General features: G+C 70.2%; 19 protein-coding genes and 1 pseudogene. 5 read left to right on the top strand and 15 right to left on the bottom strand.

Annotation, left to right across the window (positions count from 1 at the left end; all coding sequences use genetic code 11):
• Positions 1 to 26: 26 nt before the first annotated feature.
• The 3 genes from ACYUED_RS31865 (at position 27) to ACYUED_RS31855 (ending at position 2434) form a co-directional block, all read left to right on the top strand.
• The gene (locus ACYUED_RS31865; protein ID WP_491287686.1) at positions 27 to 434 is read left to right on the top strand and encodes a VOC family protein; all 408 of its coding nucleotides are present in this window, start codon (positions 27 to 29) and stop codon (positions 432 to 434) included.
• Between the two features lie 25 nt (positions 435 to 459).
• Complete coding sequence (locus tag ACYUED_RS31860) at positions 460 to 1581, top strand: LOG family protein (protein WP_491287684.1); 1122 nt, start codon at positions 460 to 462, stop codon at positions 1579 to 1581.
• Between the two features lie 163 nt (positions 1582 to 1744).
• The gene (locus ACYUED_RS31855) at positions 1745 to 2434 is read left to right on the top strand and encodes an LAETG motif-containing sortase-dependent surface protein (RefSeq protein WP_491287682.1); all 690 of its coding nucleotides are present in this window, start codon (positions 1745 to 1747) and stop codon (positions 2432 to 2434) included.
• Between the two features lie 62 nt (positions 2435 to 2496).
• On the opposite strand, the gene ACYUED_RS31850 is transcribed toward ACYUED_RS31855, so the two are convergent.
• The 5 genes from ACYUED_RS31850 to rlmN all read right to left on the bottom strand — a co-directional run bounded on the left by ACYUED_RS31850 (position 2497) and on the right by rlmN (position 8388).
• Positions 2497 to 3294 carry a maleylpyruvate isomerase family mycothiol-dependent enzyme gene (locus tag ACYUED_RS31850; protein ID WP_491287680.1) on the bottom strand — a complete coding sequence of 266 codons (798 nt, stop codon included), beginning with the start codon at positions 3292 to 3294 and terminating at the stop codon, positions 2497 to 2499.
• Between the two features lie 25 nt (positions 3295 to 3319).
• A complete protein-coding gene (locus tag ACYUED_RS31845) occupies positions 3320 to 4339 on the bottom strand; it encodes an ABC transporter ATP-binding protein (RefSeq protein WP_491287678.1) in 1020 nt (339 codons plus the stop codon).
• Positions 4340 to 5941 (bottom strand): ABC transporter permease, encoded by a 1602-nt coding sequence (locus ACYUED_RS31840; protein WP_491287675.1) that lies wholly within the window; start codon positions 5939 to 5941, stop codon positions 4340 to 4342.
• A gap of 38 nt (positions 5942 to 5979) precedes the next feature.
• Positions 5980 to 7056: a thiamine ABC transporter substrate-binding protein gene (locus ACYUED_RS31835; protein WP_491287673.1), complete on the bottom strand. Its 1077-nt coding sequence runs from the start codon at positions 7054 to 7056 to the stop codon at positions 5980 to 5982.
• 225 nt (positions 7057 to 7281) lie between these two features.
• Positions 7282 to 8388: a dual-specificity RNA methyltransferase RlmN gene (gene rlmN, locus ACYUED_RS31830; RefSeq protein WP_491287671.1), complete on the bottom strand. Its 1107-nt coding sequence runs from the start codon at positions 8386 to 8388 to the stop codon at positions 7282 to 7284.
• A gap of 141 nt (positions 8389 to 8529) precedes the next feature.
• Here rlmN and ACYUED_RS31825 point away from each other — a divergent pair, with 141 nt between their 5' ends.
• Positions 8530 to 8694 (top strand): hypothetical protein, encoded by a 165-nt coding sequence (locus ACYUED_RS31825; protein WP_491287668.1) that lies wholly within the window; start codon positions 8530 to 8532, stop codon positions 8692 to 8694.
• Positions 8695 to 8753: 59 nt separating this feature from the next.
• Here the strand turns inward: ACYUED_RS31825 and ACYUED_RS31820 are convergent, their stop codons facing one another.
• The 6 genes from ACYUED_RS31820 to rpsB all read right to left on the bottom strand — a co-directional run bounded on the left by ACYUED_RS31820 (position 8754) and on the right by rpsB (position 14071).
• The gene (locus ACYUED_RS31820; protein ID WP_491287665.1) at positions 8754 to 9206 is read right to left on the bottom strand and encodes an SRPBCC family protein; all 453 of its coding nucleotides are present in this window, start codon (positions 9204 to 9206) and stop codon (positions 8754 to 8756) included.
• Between the two features lie 100 nt (positions 9207 to 9306).
• Positions 9307 to 10443, bottom strand: a complete 1137-nt coding sequence (locus ACYUED_RS31815; RefSeq protein ID WP_491287663.1) for a phosphatidate cytidylyltransferase — start codon at positions 10441 to 10443, stop codon at positions 9307 to 9309.
• Positions 10443 to 11000, bottom strand: coding sequence for a ribosome recycling factor (frr, locus tag ACYUED_RS31810; RefSeq protein WP_266522185.1), 558 nt, complete (start codon positions 10998 to 11000; stop codon positions 10443 to 10445). The genes ACYUED_RS31815 and frr overlap by 1 nt, the downstream gene beginning before the upstream one ends.
• Before the next feature lie 144 nt (positions 11001 to 11144).
• Complete coding sequence (gene pyrH, locus ACYUED_RS31805; protein ID WP_491287660.1) at positions 11145 to 11903, bottom strand: UMP kinase; 759 nt, start codon at positions 11901 to 11903, stop codon at positions 11145 to 11147.
• 188 nt (positions 11904 to 12091) lie between these two features.
• Complete coding sequence (gene tsf, locus ACYUED_RS31800) at positions 12092 to 12928, bottom strand: translation elongation factor Ts (protein WP_491287658.1); 837 nt, start codon at positions 12926 to 12928, stop codon at positions 12092 to 12094.
• Between the two features lie 183 nt (positions 12929 to 13111).
• The gene (gene rpsB, locus ACYUED_RS31795) at positions 13112 to 14071 is read right to left on the bottom strand and encodes a 30S ribosomal protein S2 (RefSeq protein WP_491287656.1); all 960 of its coding nucleotides are present in this window, start codon (positions 14069 to 14071) and stop codon (positions 13112 to 13114) included.
• 269 nt (positions 14072 to 14340) lie between these two features.
• Here rpsB and ACYUED_RS31790 point away from each other — a divergent pair.
• Positions 14341 to 14907 (top strand): annotated as a pseudogene (locus ACYUED_RS31790) (M23 family metallopeptidase); the annotation flags it as partial.
• Here ACYUED_RS31790 and ACYUED_RS31785 read toward each other — a convergent pair.
• The 4 genes from ACYUED_RS31785 to ACYUED_RS31770 all read right to left on the bottom strand — a co-directional run bounded on the left by ACYUED_RS31785 (position 14907) and on the right by ACYUED_RS31770 (position 19434).
• Positions 14907 to 15464 carry a TetR/AcrR family transcriptional regulator gene (locus ACYUED_RS31785; RefSeq protein ID WP_491294523.1) on the bottom strand — a complete coding sequence of 186 codons (558 nt, stop codon included), beginning with the start codon at positions 15462 to 15464 and terminating at the stop codon, positions 14907 to 14909. The pseudogene ACYUED_RS31790 and the gene ACYUED_RS31785 sit on opposite strands and share 1 nt — an antisense overlap.
• Positions 15465 to 15537: 73 nt before the next feature.
• Positions 15538 to 16380: an RNA polymerase sigma factor WhiG gene (gene whiG, locus ACYUED_RS31780; protein ID WP_491287654.1), complete on the bottom strand. Its 843-nt coding sequence runs from the start codon at positions 16378 to 16380 to the stop codon at positions 15538 to 15540.
• 277 nt (positions 16381 to 16657) lie between these two features.
• On the bottom strand, positions 16658 to 17812 hold the full coding sequence (dprA, locus tag ACYUED_RS31775; protein ID WP_491287652.1) for a DNA-processing protein DprA: 1155 nt from the start codon (positions 17810 to 17812) through the stop codon (positions 16658 to 16660).
• The gene (locus tag ACYUED_RS31770) at positions 17809 to 19434 is read right to left on the bottom strand and encodes a YifB family Mg chelatase-like AAA ATPase (RefSeq protein WP_491287650.1); all 1626 of its coding nucleotides are present in this window, start codon (positions 19432 to 19434) and stop codon (positions 17809 to 17811) included. The genes dprA and ACYUED_RS31770 overlap by 4 nt, the downstream gene beginning before the upstream one ends.

Raw genomic sequence — 19434 nt, 5'->3', positions numbered from 1 at the left:
CACACACTCGACGGGAGCCTCCAGCCATGTACCAGCAGATGATCTTCGTGAACCTGCCCGTGAACGACCTCGACGCGTCGAAGAAGTTCTACACGGAGCTCGGCTACACGCTCAACGCGCAGTTCAGCGACGAGAAGGCGGCCTCCGTCGTGATCAGCGACACCATCTTCGCGATGCTGCTCACCAAGCCGTTCTACGCCACCTTCACCGACAAGGAGATCGTGGACGCCACGAAGGCCAGCCAGGTGCTGCTGTGTCTGAGCGCCGAGAGCCGCGAGAAGGTCGACGAACTGGTGGACAAGGCGGTCGCGGCGGGCGGCACCGCCAACGACGACGTCCAGGACCAGGGCTTCATGTACGGCCGTTCCTTCAACGACCTCGACGGCCACGGCTGGGAGGTCATGTGGATGGATCCGGCGGTGGTCCAGAGCTGACCCCCGAGATCTCTAGCATGGGCCCGTGCAGACGAGCCCGGCCCATGCGGCCCACCACGACGAACGCGAGATCGAGACGGTCGAGGACTTCGACGCGACCGTCTCGGCCCGCGGCACCCTCTCCGGCTACCGCGTGCAGGGCGTCGATCTGACGGACCGTACGCGGGAGTTGCTCACCACCGCCACCGACGAGGCCGTCTTCCTCGGCTGCCCGATGCGCGAGGACGCGGCGGCGAAGGTCCGCGCCGACGGCGCCCTGGTCTTCCCGCCGGTCCCGAACCTGCCGTTCGACCCCTACCGCGGCCATCTCTACACGCCGGACGACCTGTTCGCCTCGCTCGACAAGGGGTACGAGCAGACCCCGGACGCGCTCGCCTACGCCTGGTTCCAGCGGACGAAGGCCGACGGCGACATATACGCGTCGATGCTGCGCGCCGTCCACGACGACTCGGTCTCCGACGCCCTCGACGAACTCCTGCGGGGCGCACGGGTGGTGGGCGTCATGGGCGGTCACGCGATGGCGCGCGGGACGCAGGCGTACGCCGGTGCGGCGCGCCTGGGCCGGGAGCTGAGCCGCGGCGGGTTCACGGTGGCGACGGGTGGCGGCCCGGGGGCGATGGAGGCGGCGAACCTGGGCGCGTACGCGGCGCCCTACGACGACGCCATGCTCGACGAGGCCTGCGAACTCCTGGCGAAGGCCCCGTCGTTCGCGCCGTCGGTCAGCGAGTGGGCGCGGTGCGCCTTCGAGGTGCGCACCCGCTGGCCGAAGGGCAACCATTCGATCGGCATCCCCACCTGGTTCTACGGCCACGAGCCGCCGAACCCCTTCGCCTCGCACATCGCCAAGTACTTCGCCAACGCCACCCGCGAGGACGGCCTGCTGGCGCGCTCGAACGCGGGCGTGGTCTTCCTGCCGGGCGCCGCCGGCACCGTACAGGAGATCTTCGACAACGCGACGCCCAACTACTACGAGTCGCGCGGCGAACCGACGCCCATGGTGCTCGTCGACCGCGCGCACTGGACGGAGCGGCTGCCGGCCTGGCCACTCTTGCGGGCACTCGCCCGGGAACGTTCGATGGAGTCCCGTATCGCCCTCGTTGACCGGATCGAGGAGGCTCCGGAGGCGTTGAAACGTCTTGCTGGTTAATAAGAGTGCAAAGCCAACGGCCCAGGCCCGCCTTTGCATTGACACTCCTTATGGAACGCTTATAAACCTGTGAGTCTCATGGGGTACGTGAGGCTTCACCTCGACTGTCGCCTCGCTTCCCGCCGTAAACCCCCCGCAGTCGCGCATCCCGTGAAGGGCAAACGTGTCCATAACTCGCCGTACCGCACGTCGTTCCGTGCAGATCCTGGGCGTTGCCGCCGCCTCCTCCGCGCTCGCGCTGAGCGCCGCGGGCAGTGCACTCGCCTGCAACATCAGTGAGTTCTCCGCCGAAGCCAAGTGCGACAGCAGCAAGGGCGTCATCTCGGTCACCGACCAGGACGCCTCCGGCACCCCGGCAACGGTCACCGTGTTCCTCGAGAGCAACGGCGCCGACGTGCAGAAGGTCGGCGAGCAGGAGGTGACCGGCTCGCGCGAAGGCACGGTCGTCACCTTCTCCGAGGACTGGAAGCCGAACGCCGAGTACCGCGTCCACGTCTCGGCCGGCAAGGGCGATCGCAAGATCGTCGACAAGGACATCACGCCGAACCTGACGACCCCCTCCGAGGGCTGCTCCAAGGACGAGTCGACGCCGCCCGCGACCCCGTCGCCGTCGGAGTCCACGCCGGCCGAGGAGTCCCCGACTCCGACCCCGTCGGCCTCCGAGAGCACCACCGCTCCGGCCGGCACCCCGAGCAACGCGCCGTCCCCGGCGGCCGGTGACTCGAACCTCGCCGAGACCGGTGCGAACTCCAACACCGGCCTGATCGCCGGTGTCGCGGGCGCGCTGGTCGTGGTCGGCGGCGGCGCCGTCTTCTTCGGTATGCGCCGTCGTGGGGCGAACAGCAGCCGCTGACGCCTCTCGCAGGACATCGTTGTGGCCCGCCCCCGTATCCCCGGGGGGCGGGCCTCAGTCGTTCAGAAGCTCGCTCGCTCCAGCCAGAACTCCAGCAGCTCCCGGTCGCCGAGGATCTCCAACTCGGGGCTGTCCAGCGGGAGTCGTCCGTAGAAGGCGAGGAGCAGTGGAGTGAGGGGGCCGCGCAGGGCGACGTCCGCCTTCTCGTGGCCGCGGTGCCAGGAGACGCCGTCCTCGGTGAGCTCGACGACCCACTCGGCGTTCAGCTCGGGGGCGGCGTCGGTGGCATGGAGATGGATGCTGCGACCGGGGCCGCGCAGCTCCCGCCAAGCAGCCTCGTCCGGCTCCGCCCGCTGGGACCATTCCACGATCTGCAGCCACTCGTCGATCGTGTCGGCGGCCACCTCGGGCGCGACCTCGTACGGCAGCCCGGCGGCCAGTGTGGCGTCCGCTCGATGGACGGTGATCTCGTGCGCCATACGTCGCGCCCAGAAGCCGGACGTGTGGATCCCGGACCAGGCCCACACCTTCGCGTCGGGCCCGGCCTCGCGCATCGCCCCCACCGCCAGCTCCCCGGCCTCCGCCAGCCAGGCGTCGAGGGCTTCGGCGTCCCCCGGGGTCTCGGGGCCGTCGCCCCGCGGGATCTCCTCGTCGGGGACGTTCTCCTCGGCTCGTTTGCGCACCAGCGTCCCGGCCCAGCGCAGGACTCCGCCCATGTGCAGGTTGAGCTGTTCCAGGGTCCAGTCCGGACAGGTCGGGACGGTCGCGGACAGATCGGCACCGCTCGTCACCACCGCCCTCAACTGCTCGACCTGGTGGGCGATCTCGTCGCAGTAGCGATCATGTGCAAGTAGCGTCATGCCGATCACCCTACGATCGGTGTCCTCAGCCGAGCACCACGATTTCGGCGGCATCGAACTCCACCCCGACCGCCTCCCCCACCTCCGGCGCCTCCCGCAGCGCCACCGCCGCCTCCAGCCTCGGCACGTCCTCGGGCTGCAGCTGTACGGCGACGTGGGTGCCCTTGAAGGTGCGTGCGGCCACCGTGCAGCGCAGGCCCTCGTCGGCGGGGACCAGACGCACACCGGCGGGGCGTACGAGGAGGGTGCGCGTCCCCTGCGGGGCGCCCTCGGTCACCGGCAGCTTGCCCCAAGGGGTGTCCGCGGCCTCACCGCTCACCATCCCCTCGACCACGTTGTCGAATCCGAGGAACCGGGCCACGAACTCGTCCGCCGGTCGCTGCCACACCTCAAGTGGCGTACCGGACTGGGCGATCCGTCCGTCCCGCATCACCACGACCCGGTCGGCGAGCGCGAAGGCCTCGCCCTGGTCGTGTGTCACGGCGAGGACCGTGGTGCCCAACCGGCCGAAGAGTTCCCTGAGTTCGACGACCAGCCGCTCCCGCAGCGAGCGGTCGAGCTGACCGAGCGGCTCGTCCAGCATCAGCAGCCGGGGGCGGGGCGCGAGCGCACGGGCCAGCGCGACGCGCTGCTGCTCACCGCCGGAGAGCGAGGCGACGGCCCGGCGGGCGGCGCCCGGGAGACCGACGAGTTCCAGCAACTCCCGTACGCGCTCTCCTTGTTGAGGACGTGACGCCCCGCGCATCCGCAGCCCGAAGGCGACGTTCCCGCCCACGTCCCGCTGCGGGAACAGCTGATGGTCCTGGAACATCAGACCCACCCCACGCTTGTGCGCGGGCACATCCGACTGGTCCCGTCCGTCGAGCAGCACCCGCCCACCACCGAGGGGCTGCAGCCCGGCCACCGCCCGCAGCAGCGTCGACTTGCCACTGCCGCTGGGGCCGAGCACGCACACGATCTCGTGCTCGGCGACACCGAGGCCGACGGCGTCGAGCACGGCCCGCCCCCCGAACCGCACGGTCGCCTCTTCCAGGCTCAGCAGCATCTAGAACTCCCCGGTCCGGTCGGTACGGAGCCGCTCAAGCACCAGCAGCGCCACCGCGCACACCACCATCAGAATCGTCGAAAGGGCCATCGCCCGGCCGTAGTTGAGATCGCCGGGCCGGCCGAGCAGACGCGCCACGGCGACCGGCAGCGTCGGGTTGTCGGGCCGCGCGATGAACACGGTCGCCCCGAACTCCCCCAGCGACACCGCGAACGCGAACCCGGCCGCGACCAGCAGCGCCCGCCGCACCATCGGCAGATCGACCTCCCGCCACACCCGCCACGGCGACGCCCCGAGCACGGCCGCGGCCTCCCGCAGCCGCGCGTCCACGGCCCGCAGCACGGGCAGCATGGTCCGTACGACGAAGGGGACGCCCACCAGCGCCTGCGCGAGCGGCACCAGGATCCAGGACTGGCGCAGGTCCAGCGGAGGCTCGTCGAGGGCGATCAGGAAACCGAAGCCGACGGTCACCGCGGAGACGCCGAGCGGCAGCATCAGCAGCGCGTCGAAGCCGCGGACCAGCCGGCCCGCGTCCCTGCGGGTGAGGGCCGCGGCGGCGAGAGCGCCGATCACCACGGCGATGGCGGTGGCGGCGAGGGCGTACTGGAGGGAGTTGCCGATCGCCTGGATCGGCGGGACGAGGAAGGTTCCGCCGTCCTCGCTCGTGAGCGCCCGGTAGTAGCCGAAGCCGGGTGCGCCCAGCGACCGTTGCACCAGGACGGCGAGCGGCAGCACGAGCAGGACGGCGATGGTGCCGAGGACAGCGGCCAGCAACGCCCACTGCCCGGCCCCACGCGGCCGCCGGGCCGTGGTGTTCGCGTCCACCAGCCGCAGCGCGGTCTCCCGCCGGCGTACGGTCCGGGCGTGCACGGCGAGGATCGCGCCCACCGCCACGAATTGGACGATCGTGAGTACGGCGGCCGTGGACAGGTCGAAGATCTCGGATGTCTGCCGGTAGATCTCCACCTCCAGCGTGGAGAAGGTCGGCCCGCCCAGGATCTGCACCACACCGAAGGAGGTGAAGGTGAAGAGGAAGACCATGAGCGCGGCGGCGGCGACTGCGGGCGCGAGAGCGGGCAGCGTGACCCTGCGCCAGGCCTTGAAGGGCGAGGCGCCCAGCATCCGCGCCGCCTCCTCCTGACGCGGGTCGAGCTGCCCCCACAGGCCGCCGACGGTCCGTACGACGACGGCGTAGTTGAAGAAGACGTGCGCGAGCAGGATGGCCCAGACGGTGGTGTCCAGCCGTACACCCCACAGCTCGTCGAGGAGTCCCCCGCGTCCGACGAGCGCCAGGAACGCCGTACCGACGACGACCGTCGGCAGCACGAAGGGGACGGTGACAACGGCCCGCAGGACCTGCTTGCCGGGGAAGTCGAAGCGCGCGAAGACGTACGCGCCGGGGAGCGCGATCAGCAGCGTGAGCGCGGTGGAGGCGAGCGCCTGCCAGGTGGTGAACCACAGCACGTGCCGGATGTCGGACTGCGCGACGACGTCCGCGATCCTGCCGAACCGCCAGGACCCGTCGACCTTGAGCCCGCGCGCCACGATCGCGGCGACGGGCCAGGCGAAGAACAGGGCGAAGAACGCGACCGGCACGGCCATGAGCCCGAGCCGCGCCGCGCTCTGGCGCCTGCGCGGCGCTACTTCAGTACGAGTGACGTCCACGACTTGACCCACTGGTCACGGCTGGCGGCGATCCTGGTCGGGGCCATGGTCTCGGGGTCCTCGGCCTGCGGCCCGAACTTCACGAACTCGGGCGGCACCTGGGCACCCTCGCGCACCGGGTAGACGAACATGTTGAGCGGCATGTCCTCCTGGAACTCCTTGGTGAGCAGGAAGTCGAGGAACGCCTTCCCGCCCTTGCTGTTCCTGGCGTTGCTGAGCAGCCCCGCGTACTCGATCTGCCGGAAGCAGGTGCCGTACGACACTCCGGTCGGCGCGGCCTTGGGCTTCGGGCGGGCGTAGACGACCTCGGCGGGCGGCGAGGAGGCGTACGACACGACGAGCGGCCGGTCGGCCTTGGCCTTCTTGCCGCCCGCGGACCCGGAGAACTCCTCGGTGTACGCCTGCTCCCAGCCGTCGACGACCTTGACGCCGTTCGCCTTGAGCTTCTTCCAGTAGCCCTGCCAGCCGGCATCTCCGTACTTGGCCGCGGTGCCGAGCAGGAAACCGAGGCCGGGCGAGGAGGTGGAGGCGTTCTCGGTGACGAGGAGGTTCTTGTACGCGGGCTTGACCAGGTCGTCGAACGACCGCGGCGGGGCCAGCTTGTGCTTGCTGAAGTACGCCTTGTCGTAGTTGACGCAGATGTCGCCGGAGTCGATGGGCGTGACACGGTGCTTGTCCTGGTCGACCCGGTACTGCGCCCGGATCTGTCCCGCGCCTTTCGCCTCGTACGGCTGGAAGAGGCCGTTGTCGAGCGCCCGCGACAGCAGGGTGTTGTCGACGCCGAAGAAGACGTCGCCCTGCGGGTTGTCCTTGGTGAGGATGGCCTTGTTGACGGCCTGCCCCGCGTCACCGTCCTTGAGGACGTGGACCTTGTAACCGGACTGCTTCTCGAAGTCGGCGAGGACGCTCTTGGAGACGGCCCACGAGTCGTGGCTGACGAGGGTGACGGACTTGGAGTCCGCCGAGCCCCCGCTGCCGGACGACGACCCGCACGCGGACAGCGTGATCAGGCCGAGGCCGACCGCGGCGACCACGAACGTCTTGGTGTGCACTGGATTCCTCCTGGCTGACCAGGAAGAGACGCGGCCCTGCCCGGGACCGTCGGAAAGATCCGCCGGCTCCCGGGCAGGGCGCAACAGCTCGAGTGAAGACCGAACTTCCTACCCAGAATGACCTGGGCAAGGTTCAGAGGGTCTGCGGCCCGGTTGCCGCACTCTCAGCGCTGTGGCGCTCCCCTGTCGGAATATGAAGATGTACGTACGGGTCAGGTTACCCGGTCACCGCTCGGTGGCAGCGAGCTGGCCGCAGGCTCCGTCGATCTCCTGGCCCCGGGTGTCCCGGACGGTCACCGGCACGCCGTGCGCCGCGATGGCCTCGACGAACGCCTTCTCGTCCTCGGGCCGCGAGGCCGTCCACTTCGAACCCGGCGTCGGGTTCAGCGGGATGAGGTTGACATGCACGGGCTTGCCCTTGAGCAGCCGCCCGAGCCGGTCACCACGCCAGGCCTGGTCGTTGATGTCGCGGATGAGCGCGTACTCGATGCTCAGCCGTCGCCCGCTCTTCTCGACGTAGTCGAACCCGGCGTCGAGGACCTCGCGTACCTTCCACCGGGTGTTGACGGGGACGAGGGTGTCGCGCAGTTCGTCGTCGGGGGCGTGCAGCGAGATGGCGAGCCGGCACTTGAAGCCCTCGTCGGCGAACCGGTGGATCGCCGGGACGAGCCCGACGGTCGACACGGTGATGCCGCGCTGCGACAACCCGAGCCCGTCGGGGGCGGGGTCGGTGAGCGCCCGGACGGCACCGACGACCCGCTTGTAGTTGGCGAGGGGCTCGCCCATGCCCATGAAGACGATGTTGGACAGCCGCGCAGTCCCACCGGGGACCTCCCCGTCCCGCAGCGCCCGCATCCCGTCCACGATCTGATGGACGATCTCCGCGGTGGACAGATTCCGGTCCAGCCCCGCCTGCCCGGTCGCACAGAACGGGCAGTTCATCCCGCACCCGGCCTGCGAACTGATGCACATGGTCACCCGGTCGGGATACCGCATCAGCACCGACTCGACGAGCGTCCCGTCGAACAGCCGCCACAGCGTCTTGCGGGTCGTCCCCTCGTCCGTCGACAGATGCCGTACGACGGTCATCAGCTCGGGAAGCAGCACCTCCTGGAGCTTCCCGCGCGAGCCGGCCGGAATGTCGGTCCACTCCGCCGGGTCGTGCGCGAACCGCGCGAAGTAGTGCTGCGAGAGCTGCTTGGCACGAAACGGCTTCTCGCCGATCTCGGCCACCGCTTCCTTGCGCTCGGCAGGCGTGAGGTCGGCAAGGTGCCGCGGCGGCTTCTTGGCTCCGCGGGGGGCGACGAAAGTGAGTTCTCCGGGCTTAGGCATAGCTCAACCAGTGTCGCAGATCCATTCGTGTGCCCTGCGGCCGCGACTGCGAGGGCGGGCGTCGACGGCCCCCGCTGACCCACCCTCCACCACCGCGGACGGCTTGGCGGCGACCCCGCGGCCTGCCTGACCTGGGGTTACGTGGATAACGTCGGCGAGCGGGCGGCGAAGGGCGGGCCGACCTCGATCGGCATCGACGCAGCGGAAATCCAGCGCCGGGCCGACGACGCCTTCGGATCCGGCGCCTTCCGCTTCCCGCGGCCTCCGTTCACGCCGCGCGTCACGGGCTGCGTCTGGGCCTGCTGAGGACGTCTGCGTCTCCTGACGACGTCTGCGCCCCTGATGGGTGCCTGACCCCGGAGGCCCTACGTGGTCGCCGTATGCTCCAGCCTGTCCTTCAGCAACTGCTCGTTGCGCGGCAGTTCCTTGCGGACCTGGGGGCGGACGAGGAGTGGCAGAAGGACTTTGCCGATGCCGTGGCCGTCGAAGTCGAGGTCCATCGTCACGCGGGACCGCCGGCCGTCGTCGAGCGGCTCCACCGCCCCGTGGAAGTGGCCCCTGACCGGGCCGTCGATACCGCGCAGGCCCCAGCTGTGCGGCGGGTCGTACTCGGTGAACTCCATGGTCATCGGCATCTCACGGCGCCCGACCCGGCGGGTGACGCGGACCCGGGAACCGGGGTGGAGAGGCCCCTCGTCGAGCTGTTCCGCGGAGACCGCGCTCAGCTGCCACTCGGGCAGATGCGAGGGATCGATGACGTACGCCCAGACGTCTTCGGGAGTGCGGTCGACGTCGATCTCTTCATGGAAGGCGGACATGGCGCCCTCCCTTCAGGGAGATCCCCTTTGGGGGCTTACACCGGAATCGTCCCACTCGGCTGAGACTGGCGCCATCGACCGGGTGGGACTTCCGAAACCCTCAGCCGGAGCCGACGAACAGCACCATCAGCAGCCACACCACGGGCGCCGTGGGCAGCAGCGAGTCCAGCCGGTCCATGATCCCCCCGTGGCCGGGGAGGAGCGTGCCCATGTCCTTGATGCCCAGGTCCCGCTTGATCATCGACTCGCCGAGGTCGCCGAGCGTGGCGCTGGCCGCGACCGCGAAGCCGAGGACCAGGCCCTGCCACCAGGAGCCGTCGTCGATGAGGAACTGCATGCACAGCGCGCCCGCCACCATCGCGAAGGACACCGCCCCGAGCAGGCCCTCGCGGGTCTTGCCGGGGCTGATGCGCGGGGCGAGCTTGTGCTTGCCGAAGCGCCAGCCGACGGCGTACGCGCCGGTGTCGCTGACCACCGTCAGCAGCAGGAAGGTCGTGACGCGCCAGGGGCCGTCGTGGGCCGCCAGCATCAGCGCGACGAACGTCGCCAGGAACGGCACGTAGAACGCGGCGAAGACACCCGCGGTGACGTCCTTGAGGTAGCCCTCGGGCGGCTCCGTCATACGCCATACGAGGACGGCGAGTGCCGTGAGCGCCATGGCGACCCACGCACCCTCGGCGCCCCGGACGTACCCGGCGACGACCATCGCTGCGCCACCGAGCGCCAGCGGGACCAGGGGCGCCTTGATGCCCTTGCGCTCCTGCAGCCGGCTGGTCAGCTCCCACAGGCCCACCACGACGGCGACGGCGACCACGCCGACGAAGACGGCCTTGACGACGAACAGGGACGCGATGATCACCACGCCGAGCCCGACGCCGACGCCTATGGCCGCACCCAGGTCGCGCCCCGCGCTCTTCTTCTGCGGCGGGGGCGCCGGCTGCGGGGCGTCGGGCATGGGCTCCGGATTCTGCTGCGCCGCTGGGTAGGGCGGCGACTGCGGCGGTTCGTCGCGGAACAAGGAGCCGCTCAGCCGAGCGGCCCCCCGGTCGTCATCCTGGTCACCGCCGTACGCGGGTACCTCGGGCACGATGGGCATGGGGCGAGTCTGCTGCGCCTTGGGCGCATCGTACGCGGGACCCGCCGGGGCAGCCCCCTGGACAGGTCCCTGGTCGGTCGGCCCCCAGTACCCGGCCTGTGACCCGGTGTGGGGCGGCGCTCCCCAGGAAGATTCGTTCATCAGACCTCGAGCAGCTCCGCTTCCTTGTGCTTCAGGAGCTCGTCCACCTGGGCCACGTACTTGTGGGTGGAGTCGTCGAGTTCCTTCTCCGCACGGCGGCCCTCGTCCTCGCCGACCTCGCCGTCCTTGATCAGCTTGTCGATGGCGTCCTTGGCCTTGCGGCGCACGGAGCGGATGGAGACCCGGGAGTCCTCGGCCTTGCCCTTGGCGACCTTGATGTAGTCGCGGCGGCGCTCCTCGGTGAGCTCGGGGAACACCACCCGGATGATGTTGCCGTCATTGCTCGGGTTGACGCCCAGGTCGGAGTCACGGATGGCCTGCTCGATGTTGCGCAGGGCCGTCTTGTCGAACGGGGTCACTACCGCCATGCGCGGCTCCGGCACGGAGAACGAAGCCAGCTGGTTGATCGGCGTCGGCGCGCCGTAGTAGTCGGCCACGATCTTGTTGAACATCGCCGGGTGCGCACGACCGGTGCGGATCGCGGCGAAGTCCTCCTTGGCGACCACGACGGCCTTCTCCATCTTCTCCTCGGCCTCGAGGAGGGTCTCTTCGATCACCACTTGCTCCTGCGTGTCTTGAGTGAGGCCCGGCTGCGGTTCCTTGGTGGGGCGGCGGCCGGCTGCGTCGCGTCTTCTTCCTGCACGGTTCCCGACCGGCAGGACATTGTCCATCCCCCGGTCAGGGTCCATGGGTGTTGCTGGTCAGTCCCGGTTGTCCTGGTCACCCACGAGCGTGCCGATCTTCTCACCCTTGACGGCGCGGGCGATATTGCCCTCGGCGATGAGCTCGAAGACCAGGATCGGGAGCTTGTTGTCGCGGCACAGGGTGATGGCGGTCATGTCCGCGACCTTGAGGTCCTGGGTGATGACCTCGCCGTAGCCGAGGGAGTCGAACTTGACGGCGTCCGGGTTGCGCTTCGGGTCGGAGTCGTAGACCCCGTCCACGCCGTTCTTGCCCATCAGCAGCGCCTGGGCGTCGATCTCCAGGGCGCGCTGAGCGGCGGTGGTGTCGGTGGAGAAGTACGGCATGCCCATACCGGCACCGAAGATGACCACGCGGCCCTTCTCCAGGTGCCGTACGGCACGCAGCGGGATGTACGGCTCGGCGACCTGGCCCATGGTGATGGCGGTCTGCACCCGGCTGTCGATGCCCTCCTTCTCCAGGAAGTCCTGGAGGGCGAGGCAGTTCATGACCGTGCCGAGCATGCCCATGTAGTCGGAGCGGGCCCGGTCCATGCCGCGCTGCTGCAGCTCCGCGCCACGGAAGAAGTTGCCGCCGCCGATGACGACCGCGATCTCGGCGCCGTCCCGGACGACGGCGGCGATCTCACGGGCGATCTTGTGCACCACGTCGGGGTCCACTCCCAGGCCCCCGCCGCCGGAGAAGGCCTCACCGGACAGCTTCAGCAGAAACCGGCCGTGTACTTTGCCGTCGTCGCTCTTCTGAGCCTTGGTGGTCATGGAGATCCCGCCTCTTTCAGGTGATGCACATACGAAGAAGGCCACTGCCGGTGGGGTGTCGTTCGCAACCCATTCTCGGCAATGGCCTCCTTGTCAGATCTGCTGTCGTCCGTCACGCGCGTGCGTGACGGCGTACCGGACGACTGCACTCGACCCTATCGGGCCGACGCGCCGATCGCGGCACGGACTCAGATGCCGACCTTGATGCGCGTGAAGCGCTTCAGGGTGACACCGGCCTCGTCCAGGACCTTCTGGACCGACTTCTTGTTGTCGAGCGCGAACGGCTGACCGAGCAGCGTGGCGTCCTTGAAGAAGCCGTTGAGGCGACCCTCGACGATCTTCGGCAGGGCGGCCTCGGGCTTGCCCTCGGCGCGGGTGGTCTCCTCGGCGACGCGGCGCTCGGACTCGACGACCTCGGCCGGCACGTCCTCCTTGGAGAGGTACTTCGGCGCGAACGCGGCGATGTGCTGGGCGACGCCCTTGGCGATCTCCGCGTTCGGCTTGTCCAGCTCGACGAGGACACCGATCTGCGGCGGCAGGTCGGGCATCGTGCGGTGCATGTACGCGGACACGAAACCGTCGGCGTACTGCGCGAAGCGGTCGAGGACGATCTTCTCGCCGAGGTTGGCGTTGGCCTCGTCCACGAACGCCTGGACGGTCTTGCCGGCCTCGATCTCGGAGGCGAGCAGGGCCTCGAGGTCGGCCGGGGAGGTCTTGGCGACGTGCTCGGCGATCGCGTTCGCGACAGCCTGGAACCTGTCACCCTTGGCGACGAAGTCCGTCTCGCACTTCAGCTCGACCAGGACGCCGGAGGAGTTGTCGTCGGCGATGATCGAGACCACGGCGCCGTTCTCGGCGGAGCGGCCCTCGCGCTTGGCGACGCCCTTCTGGCCCTTGATACGGAGCGCCTCGACGGCCTTCTCGACGTTGCCCTCGGCCTCGTCCAGCGCCTTCTTGCAGTCCATCATGCCGGCGCCGGTGAGCTCACGAAGCTTCTTGACGTCGGCGGCGGTGTAGTTCGCCATGAGTCTGTGAATCTTTCTCGAAGTCTGGAAGATCGAAGATCTACGGGGTCTACAGCCCCCATGTAGTCGGAGGCCGCTGACACTCCGCCGACCTACGGGTCAACGGCGGGAGCGGACTCCACCAGCACCTGAGGCGCTGGTGGATGCAGTACCGCTCCCGCCGTCAACTCTGACGCTGACGGATCAGGCCTGCTCGGCGTCCGCGGCCGGAGCGGCCTCTTCGGCCGGGGCCTCAGCCGCGGGGGCCTCGGCGGCCGGGGCCTCAGCAGCAGGGGCCTCGGCGGCGGGAGCCTCGACAGCGGCCTCAGCGGCGGGAGCCTCGGCAGCGGCTTCGGCCGGCTTCTCGGCGGCCTCTTCGGAGTCCGCCTTCTTCTCGCCCTCGAGCAGGTCGCGCTCCCACTCGGCGAGCGGCTCGCCCGCGGCCTTCTCGCCCTTGTCACCGGTGGCGACGCGAGAGCGGGAGATGAGGCCCTCGGCGACCGCGTCGGCGATCACACGGGTGAGCAGGGTGACGGAGCGGATCGCGTCGTCGTTGCCCGGGATCTTGTAGTCGACCTCGTCGGGGTCGCAGTTGGTGTCGAGGATGGCGACGACCGGGATGTTGAGCTTCCGGGCCTCACCGACCGCGATGTGCTCCTTCTTGGTGTCCACGATCCAGACGGCGCTGGGCACCTTCTGCATCTCGCGGATACCACCGAGGGTCTTCTCCAGCTTGGCCTTCTCGCGCGAGAGCACGAGAAGCTCCTTCTTGGTCAGACCCGACGCGGCGACGTCCTCGAAGTCGATCTGCTCGAGCTCCTTGAGGCGCTGCAGACGCTTGTAGACGGTGGAGAAGTTGGTGAGCATGCCGCCCAGCCAGCGCTGGTTGACGTAGGGCATGCCGACGCGGGTGGCCTGCTCGGCGATGGCCTCCTGCGCCTGCTTCTTCGTGCCGACGAACATGACCGTGCCGCCGTGGGCGACGGTCTCCTTGACGAACTCGTAGGCGCGGTCGATGTACGACAGCGACTGGAGCAGGTCGATGATGTAGATGCCGTTGCGCTCGGTGAAGATGAAGCGCTTCATCTTCGGGTTCCAGCGACGGGTCTGGTGACCGAAGTGGACGCCGCTTTCCAGCAGCTCCCGCATCGTGACGACGGCCATGGCCGTTCTCCTTGGTGTTCTCGGTTGTGCCGCGGGGCCGGACGGCTCCCGCGCCTGACGCCCACATGCGCCGTGCCACGAAGGACCGAGGAGCGCTGACACCGGCTTTTGATCGCCAGATGTCGGGGCGTGCGAAGTCGACCCGGTGACCCGGATCGCCAGAAGAAGTGTACGGGACCGGCGAGGCACCGGGTGACGTCGCTGTCCACAACCAGGGAGTAGTCCACAGATCCCGGCCATGTCCGGGCGGTGTGCGGGACGGTGACGGCATGCGAGCGAAGCGATACGTGCGCCTGACGGGAGCGGCCCTGCTGGCGCTGACCTCGGCGGTCCTGACCCCCTGGGCCTGGGCGGACGCCCCGCCCCCACCGCCTGCCCCGAGCCCTGCCACCCCGGCGGTCGCCCGCGCCTGGCCGGTCGGAACGCACCCCGCGGTGCTACGGGGCTGGGAGCCCCCGGCGACGTTCTACGGCCGCGGCCACCGAGGCGTCGACCTGGCGGCCCCGGCGGGAACACCGGTGCGGGCGGTGGCGGCCGGGCGGGTGTCCTTCGCGGGCCGTGTGGCGGGACGGGGCGTGGTCTCCGTGGAGTTGACGGGCACCGATCTGCGGACGACGTACGAACCGTTGAGGGCGTCGGTGAAGAAGGGCGACGAGGTGCGGGCCGGCGAGCCGGTGGGCATGGTCGAGGCGACGGGATCGCACTGCGCGGTCACGTGCGTGCACTGGGGCCTACTGAGGGGCGACACCTACCTGGACCCGCTGTCGCTGCTGCCACCCTGGCTGCTGCACAGGGGGCCGTCCAGGCTGCTGCCCGTACTGGGAGTCCCCCTGCCTCAGCCTCGAACGCCCCGCAGCGCCATGGCCACAGCCGCGTCGGTGATCTCCGCCGGGTCCTCCGCAGCCCCGAGTTCGATCCGCCGGACAGCCGCGTCGACGATCCCCTGAAGCAGCATCGCCGCCAGTCGGGGCTCCGCGTGGCCCAGCTCCCCGAGCGCCTCGCCGATCATCGCGACGAGCCCGCCGTGCGCGGCCCGGATCTTCTCCCGGGCGCCCGCATCGAGTTCACTCGCCGAAATGGCGACCACGGCCCGGTGCCGCCGGTCCCCGACCAGGGCCAGTTGCTGTCGCACATACACCTCGACCGTGGCCTCGGCCGACTCCGCCCGCTCCATCGCCGCCGCGACCTCGGCGGCCCACACGGGAAAGTCGACCGCGCACAGTTCCTCGACCACGGCGGCCCGGGACCGGAAGTACTCGTACACGGACGACCGCGCAAGGCCGGTCCGCTCGGCGAGGGCCGGGAAGGTCAGCGCCTCCGTCCCGCCGTCGGACAGCAGCGACCGCGCCGCGTCCAGGAGGGCGGCTCGCTGCATCGACCGGTGCTCGGCCACGGAGGCCGCTCGAATCCTTGGCACGTCAACCACTCTACGGACGCACCACCCCCGACGGGAGTGACCGAGCCGCTCAGCGTCCGAAGCTCGCCAGCTTCGCGCGCAGTTGCAGCACCGACTTGGTGTGGATCTGACTCACCCGGCTCTCGGTCACACCGAGCACGTTCCCGATCTCGGCGAGGGTCAGCCCCTCGTAGTAGTAGAGGGTGACCACGGTCTTCTCCCGCTCGGGCAGGGTGTTGATCGCCCGCGCCAGAAACCGCCTGAGCTCCCGGTCCTCGACCACCTCGACCGGGTTGTCGGCGGCGGTGTCCTCCAGCGTGTCCATCACGCTGAGGCCGTCCCCGCTCTCGCCCCCCACATGCAGCAGCTCCTCCAGGGCCACCACGTTCGCCAGCGACAACTGGCTGAACACCGCGTGGAGTTCGTCCACGGCGATGCCCATCTCGGAGGCCACCTCCCCCTCGGACGGCGTCCGTCTGAGCCGCGCCTCCAGCGTCGCGTACGCCCGCTCGACATTGCGCGCCTTCTGCCGCACCGACCGCGGAATCCAGTCCAGCGCCCTGAGCTCGTCGATCATCGCGCCCCGGATCCGGGTGATCGCGTACGTCTCGAACTTGATCTCCCGGTCGATGTCGAACTTCTCGATCGCGTCGATCAGCCCGAACACCCCGGACGAGACGAAGTCGGCCTGCTCGACGTTGGGCGGCAGACCGACGCTCACCCGTCCGGCCACGTACTTGACCAGTGGTGAGTAGTGCAGGATCAGCTGCTCCCGCAGCCGCTCGTCCCCCGTGTCCTTGTACGACCGCCAGAGCTCTTCGAGCGTCGAGGGAGCGGGCGGCCGCACGCTGCCACCGTCACGGGCGGCTGGGGGGATCGCCGCCCGGTCGGACCCGGAGGTGTGCTGGGGCATTCGTCGCCTTGTGCCGTTCTGCAGTGAAGTGGGGCTGCCTGGGTGAGCTGTCGGTCTGATGTCGAGATGCCGGTCTGCGCCGGAATCCACGTGAGCGTAGCGTGACTGGAGTGTTGCGGTGCGCGAACGCCGGCGGAGAACCTGTGCGCGGACGCGTTCCGCAGGGCACTCCACCGAGTCACGAAGGTTGCTGTGCGTGACGACTTGGGGACGCCAACTGGGCGTATTTGCACAGGTGTCAGGCTTCCCCCGGACGGCCGAACACGCTCGGTCAGCATCAGCCTCGACCCCCGCGGACGGAGATCATCGCCTGGCGTGTCAACTTCCAGCCGTCGCCGTGTCGTTCGACGTAACCGAGTGATCGGAGTTCGTACAGTTTCGCGATCGCGTCGTCCTGCGTGGTCTGCGCGCCTCGCGCGATCTCGCGAGGTGGCGCCGCGCCTCGGCCGGGCAGCGCGGCCAGCACCCGCCGCGCGCCCGGGTCCAGCAGATCGCGCGGCAGCACCGGCCCCTGCCGCTCCGGCGCCAGCTCCCCCATGTCGCCGACGAGCTCGACGACTTCCGCGGCGTCGGAGACCAGCACGGCGTCGTCCCGCAGGAGTTCGTGGACTCCCGCGGACAGGGCGCTCGTGGCGGGGCCGGGCACTCCCATCGTGTGACGCCCGAGCCGCTGGGCCGCCCGTGCCGTGGCCAGCGAGCCACTGCGGTCGGCGGCCTCGACCACGACGGTGCCCCTGGTCAGGGCGGCGATCACCCGGTTGCGGACGATGAATCTGCTCGGCGTCGGATGAGCGCCGGGCGGTAACTCCCCGATGACGAGTCCCTGTTCCGCGATCCTGGTGATCAGCTCGGTGTGTCCGGGCGGGTAGCAACGGTCGACCCCGCAGGCGAGGACGGCCACAGTGGCGCCGCCGGCGCCCAGTGCGCCCCGGTGTGCGGCGCCGTCGACCCCGTAGGCACCGCCGGACACGACCACCCAGCCGTGCTCGGCGAGGCCTGCGCCGAGGGTGGCCGCCATGTGCGCCCCGTAGCCGGTGCACGCCCGTGCGCCCACGACGGCGACGGATCTGAGCGCCCACATCCGCAGGCTGGGCCGCCCCCGCACCCACAGCCCGACGGGCCGCGTGTCCCCGAGATCATCGAGCTGTCCCGGCCAGTCCCCGGCCCCAGGCACCACGAACCGCATCCCGGCTTCCCGGGCGGCGGCCAGGTCCCGCTCCGGCTCGGCCGCCCGTGCCCTGTCCAACAGCCCGGCCCACCGCTTGTCGGTGATTCCGACGAGCTGCGGCCCACCGTCGCGCAGCCTGCCCGCCACTTCCATCGCCCCGAGTTCCCGCAACCACCGCCCGGCGACCTCGTCACCCGGTTCGAGGACCCGGCTGAGGAAGACGCGGGCGAGCAGCTCACAGCCCTGATCGTCGTCGGCGCTCATGTCCGCGCCCCGATGGCCATGGGCACGCCGCGTGGTACGCCGGTACGCAGTTGCAGCGCCAGGGCGACGTCCGTCGCGTCGGGTCGGTCGTGGCCGACGAGGTCCGCGACGGTCCAGGCGACGCGCAGCACGCGGTCGAGACCGCGGGCGGTCAGCATGCCCCGCTCCAGGTTGCGTTCCGCCTCGTCCATCGCTCCGCTCGCGGCGTGCCAGCGACCCCGCAGCTCCTGGCCCGGGACTTCGCTGTTGGTCAGCCATGGAGTGCCTTCGAGCCGGGCCGCCGCCCGTTCCCTGGCCGCGCGCACCCGGTCGGCGACCGTGACGGTGGACTCGCCGTGGCCATCGCTCCGGGTCAGCTCGGCCCGGGTGACCCGATCGACCTCGACCCGCAGGTCGACGCGGTCGAGCAGGGGGCCGGACAGCCGCGCCTGGTAGCGCCGGATCGCCGAGGGCGGACACTCGCAGAAATCGTCCCTCTGCGAGAAACGGCCGCACGGGCAGGGGTTGGCGGCCAGCACCATCAGGAACTTCGCCGGGAACCGCACCACGCCCGCGCTGCGCGCGATCACGACGTGCCCGGCCTCCAGGGGCTGCCGCAGCGCGTCGAGGGCCCGGCTGCTGAACTCGGGGGTCTCGTCGAGAAAGAGAACACCGCGATGGGAGAGCGAGACGGCGCCGGGGCGCGCCATGCCGGGTCCGCCGCCGACGAGGGCCTGCATGGTCGCCGAGTGGTGCGGAGCGCAGTACGGGGCGACGTTGATCATGGGTTTGCCCGGGGGCAGCAGGCCGGCCACCGAGTGCACCGCGGTGACCTCGAGCGACTCCGTCCGGCCGAGCCGGGGCAGGATGGCGGGCAGTCGCTCCGCGAGCATCGTCTTTCCGGCGCCCGGCGGGCCCTCCAGGAAGAGGTGATGGCCGCCTGCCGCGGCGACCTCGACCGCGGTCCTCGCCGAGGTCTGCCCCACCACATCGGCGAGGTCATGGCCGTGGTCGTACTGTGCGGCGCCCATGCTGTGCATCCCCGTGGCCGCGCCGGTGCCGGGCACCCGCAGGCCGGCGAGGAGCGGATCCGGGCGGCCCCGCTCGTCCGGTTCCTCGTCGGGCACGGGCTCGTCCGCCAGGACCGCGATGAGCTGCCGCAGGCTGCGCACACCCAGTACGGACACGCCGGGCACCAGGGAGGCCTCCGCGGCCGCGCACTCGGGCACGACCACCTGCTCGTAGCCGGCGTCCGCCGCGGCCAGCACCGCCGGCAGGATGCCCCGGACGGGCCGGACCCGGCCGTCCAGTCCCAGCTCCCCGATCATCACGATGTCGGCGAGCACCCGCGGATCGATCCGCTCAAAGGCTCCGAGCACGGCGCAGGCGATGGCCATGTCGAAGCCGCTGCCGGCCTTCGGCACCGACGCCGGGCTGAGCCCGACCGTGAGTTTCCTCTGCGGCCATTCGCCACCGGAGTTGACGACCGCCGCCCGTACCCGGTCCCGGCTCTCGCTCAGGCTCTTGTCCGGCAGGCCCACCAGCGTGAACGCCGCCACTCCGGGCTCCAGATCGGCCTGGACCTCGACCACCACACCCTCGACGCCGACCAGCGCCACCGAGCACGCACGCGCGAAGCCCAT

Source organism: Streptomyces sp. DF42, from assembly GCF_058267695.1.
This window is presented reverse-complemented; position numbering and strand designations above follow the sequence as displayed.

Coding starts and splice junctions, on each gene's coding strand:
- ACYUED_RS31865 (WP_491287686.1), top strand. CDS start 27: ATGTACCAGCAGATGATCTTCGTGAACCTGCCCGTGAACGACCTCGAC.
- ACYUED_RS31850 (WP_491287680.1), bottom strand. CDS start 3,294: ATGACGCTACTTGCACATGATCGCTACTGCGACGAGATCGCCCACCAG.
- ACYUED_RS31845 (WP_491287678.1), bottom strand. CDS start 4,339: ATGCTGCTGAGCCTGGAAGAGGCGACCGTGCGGTTCGGGGGGCGGGCC.
- ACYUED_RS31840 (WP_491287675.1), bottom strand. CDS start 5,941: ATGGCCGTGCCGGTCGCGTTCTTCGCCCTGTTCTTCGCCTGGCCCGTC.
- rlmN (WP_491287671.1), bottom strand. CDS start 8,388: ATGCCTAAGCCCGGAGAACTCACTTTCGTCGCCCCCCGCGGAGCCAAG.
- ACYUED_RS31820 (WP_491287665.1), bottom strand. CDS start 9,206: ATGTCCGCCTTCCATGAAGAGATCGACGTCGACCGCACTCCCGAAGAC.
- ACYUED_RS31815 (WP_491287663.1), bottom strand. CDS start 10,443: ATGAACGAATCTTCCTGGGGAGCGCCGCCCCACACCGGGTCACAGGCC.
- pyrH (WP_491287660.1), bottom strand. CDS start 11,903: ATGACCACCAAGGCTCAGAAGAGCGACGACGGCAAAGTACACGGCCGG.
- tsf (WP_491287658.1), bottom strand. CDS start 12,928: ATGGCGAACTACACCGCCGCCGACGTCAAGAAGCTTCGTGAGCTCACC.
- rpsB (WP_491287656.1), bottom strand. CDS start 14,071: ATGGCCGTCGTCACGATGCGGGAGCTGCTGGAAAGCGGCGTCCACTTC.
- whiG (WP_491287654.1), bottom strand. CDS start 16,380: ATGCCCCAGCACACCTCCGGGTCCGACCGGGCGGCGATCCCCCCAGCC.
- dprA (WP_491287652.1), bottom strand. CDS start 17,812: ATGAGCGCCGACGACGATCAGGGCTGTGAGCTGCTCGCCCGCGTCTTC.
- ACYUED_RS31770 (WP_491287650.1), bottom strand. CDS start 19,434: ATGGGCTTCGCGCGTGCGTGCTCGGTGGCGCTGGTCGGCGTCGAGGGT.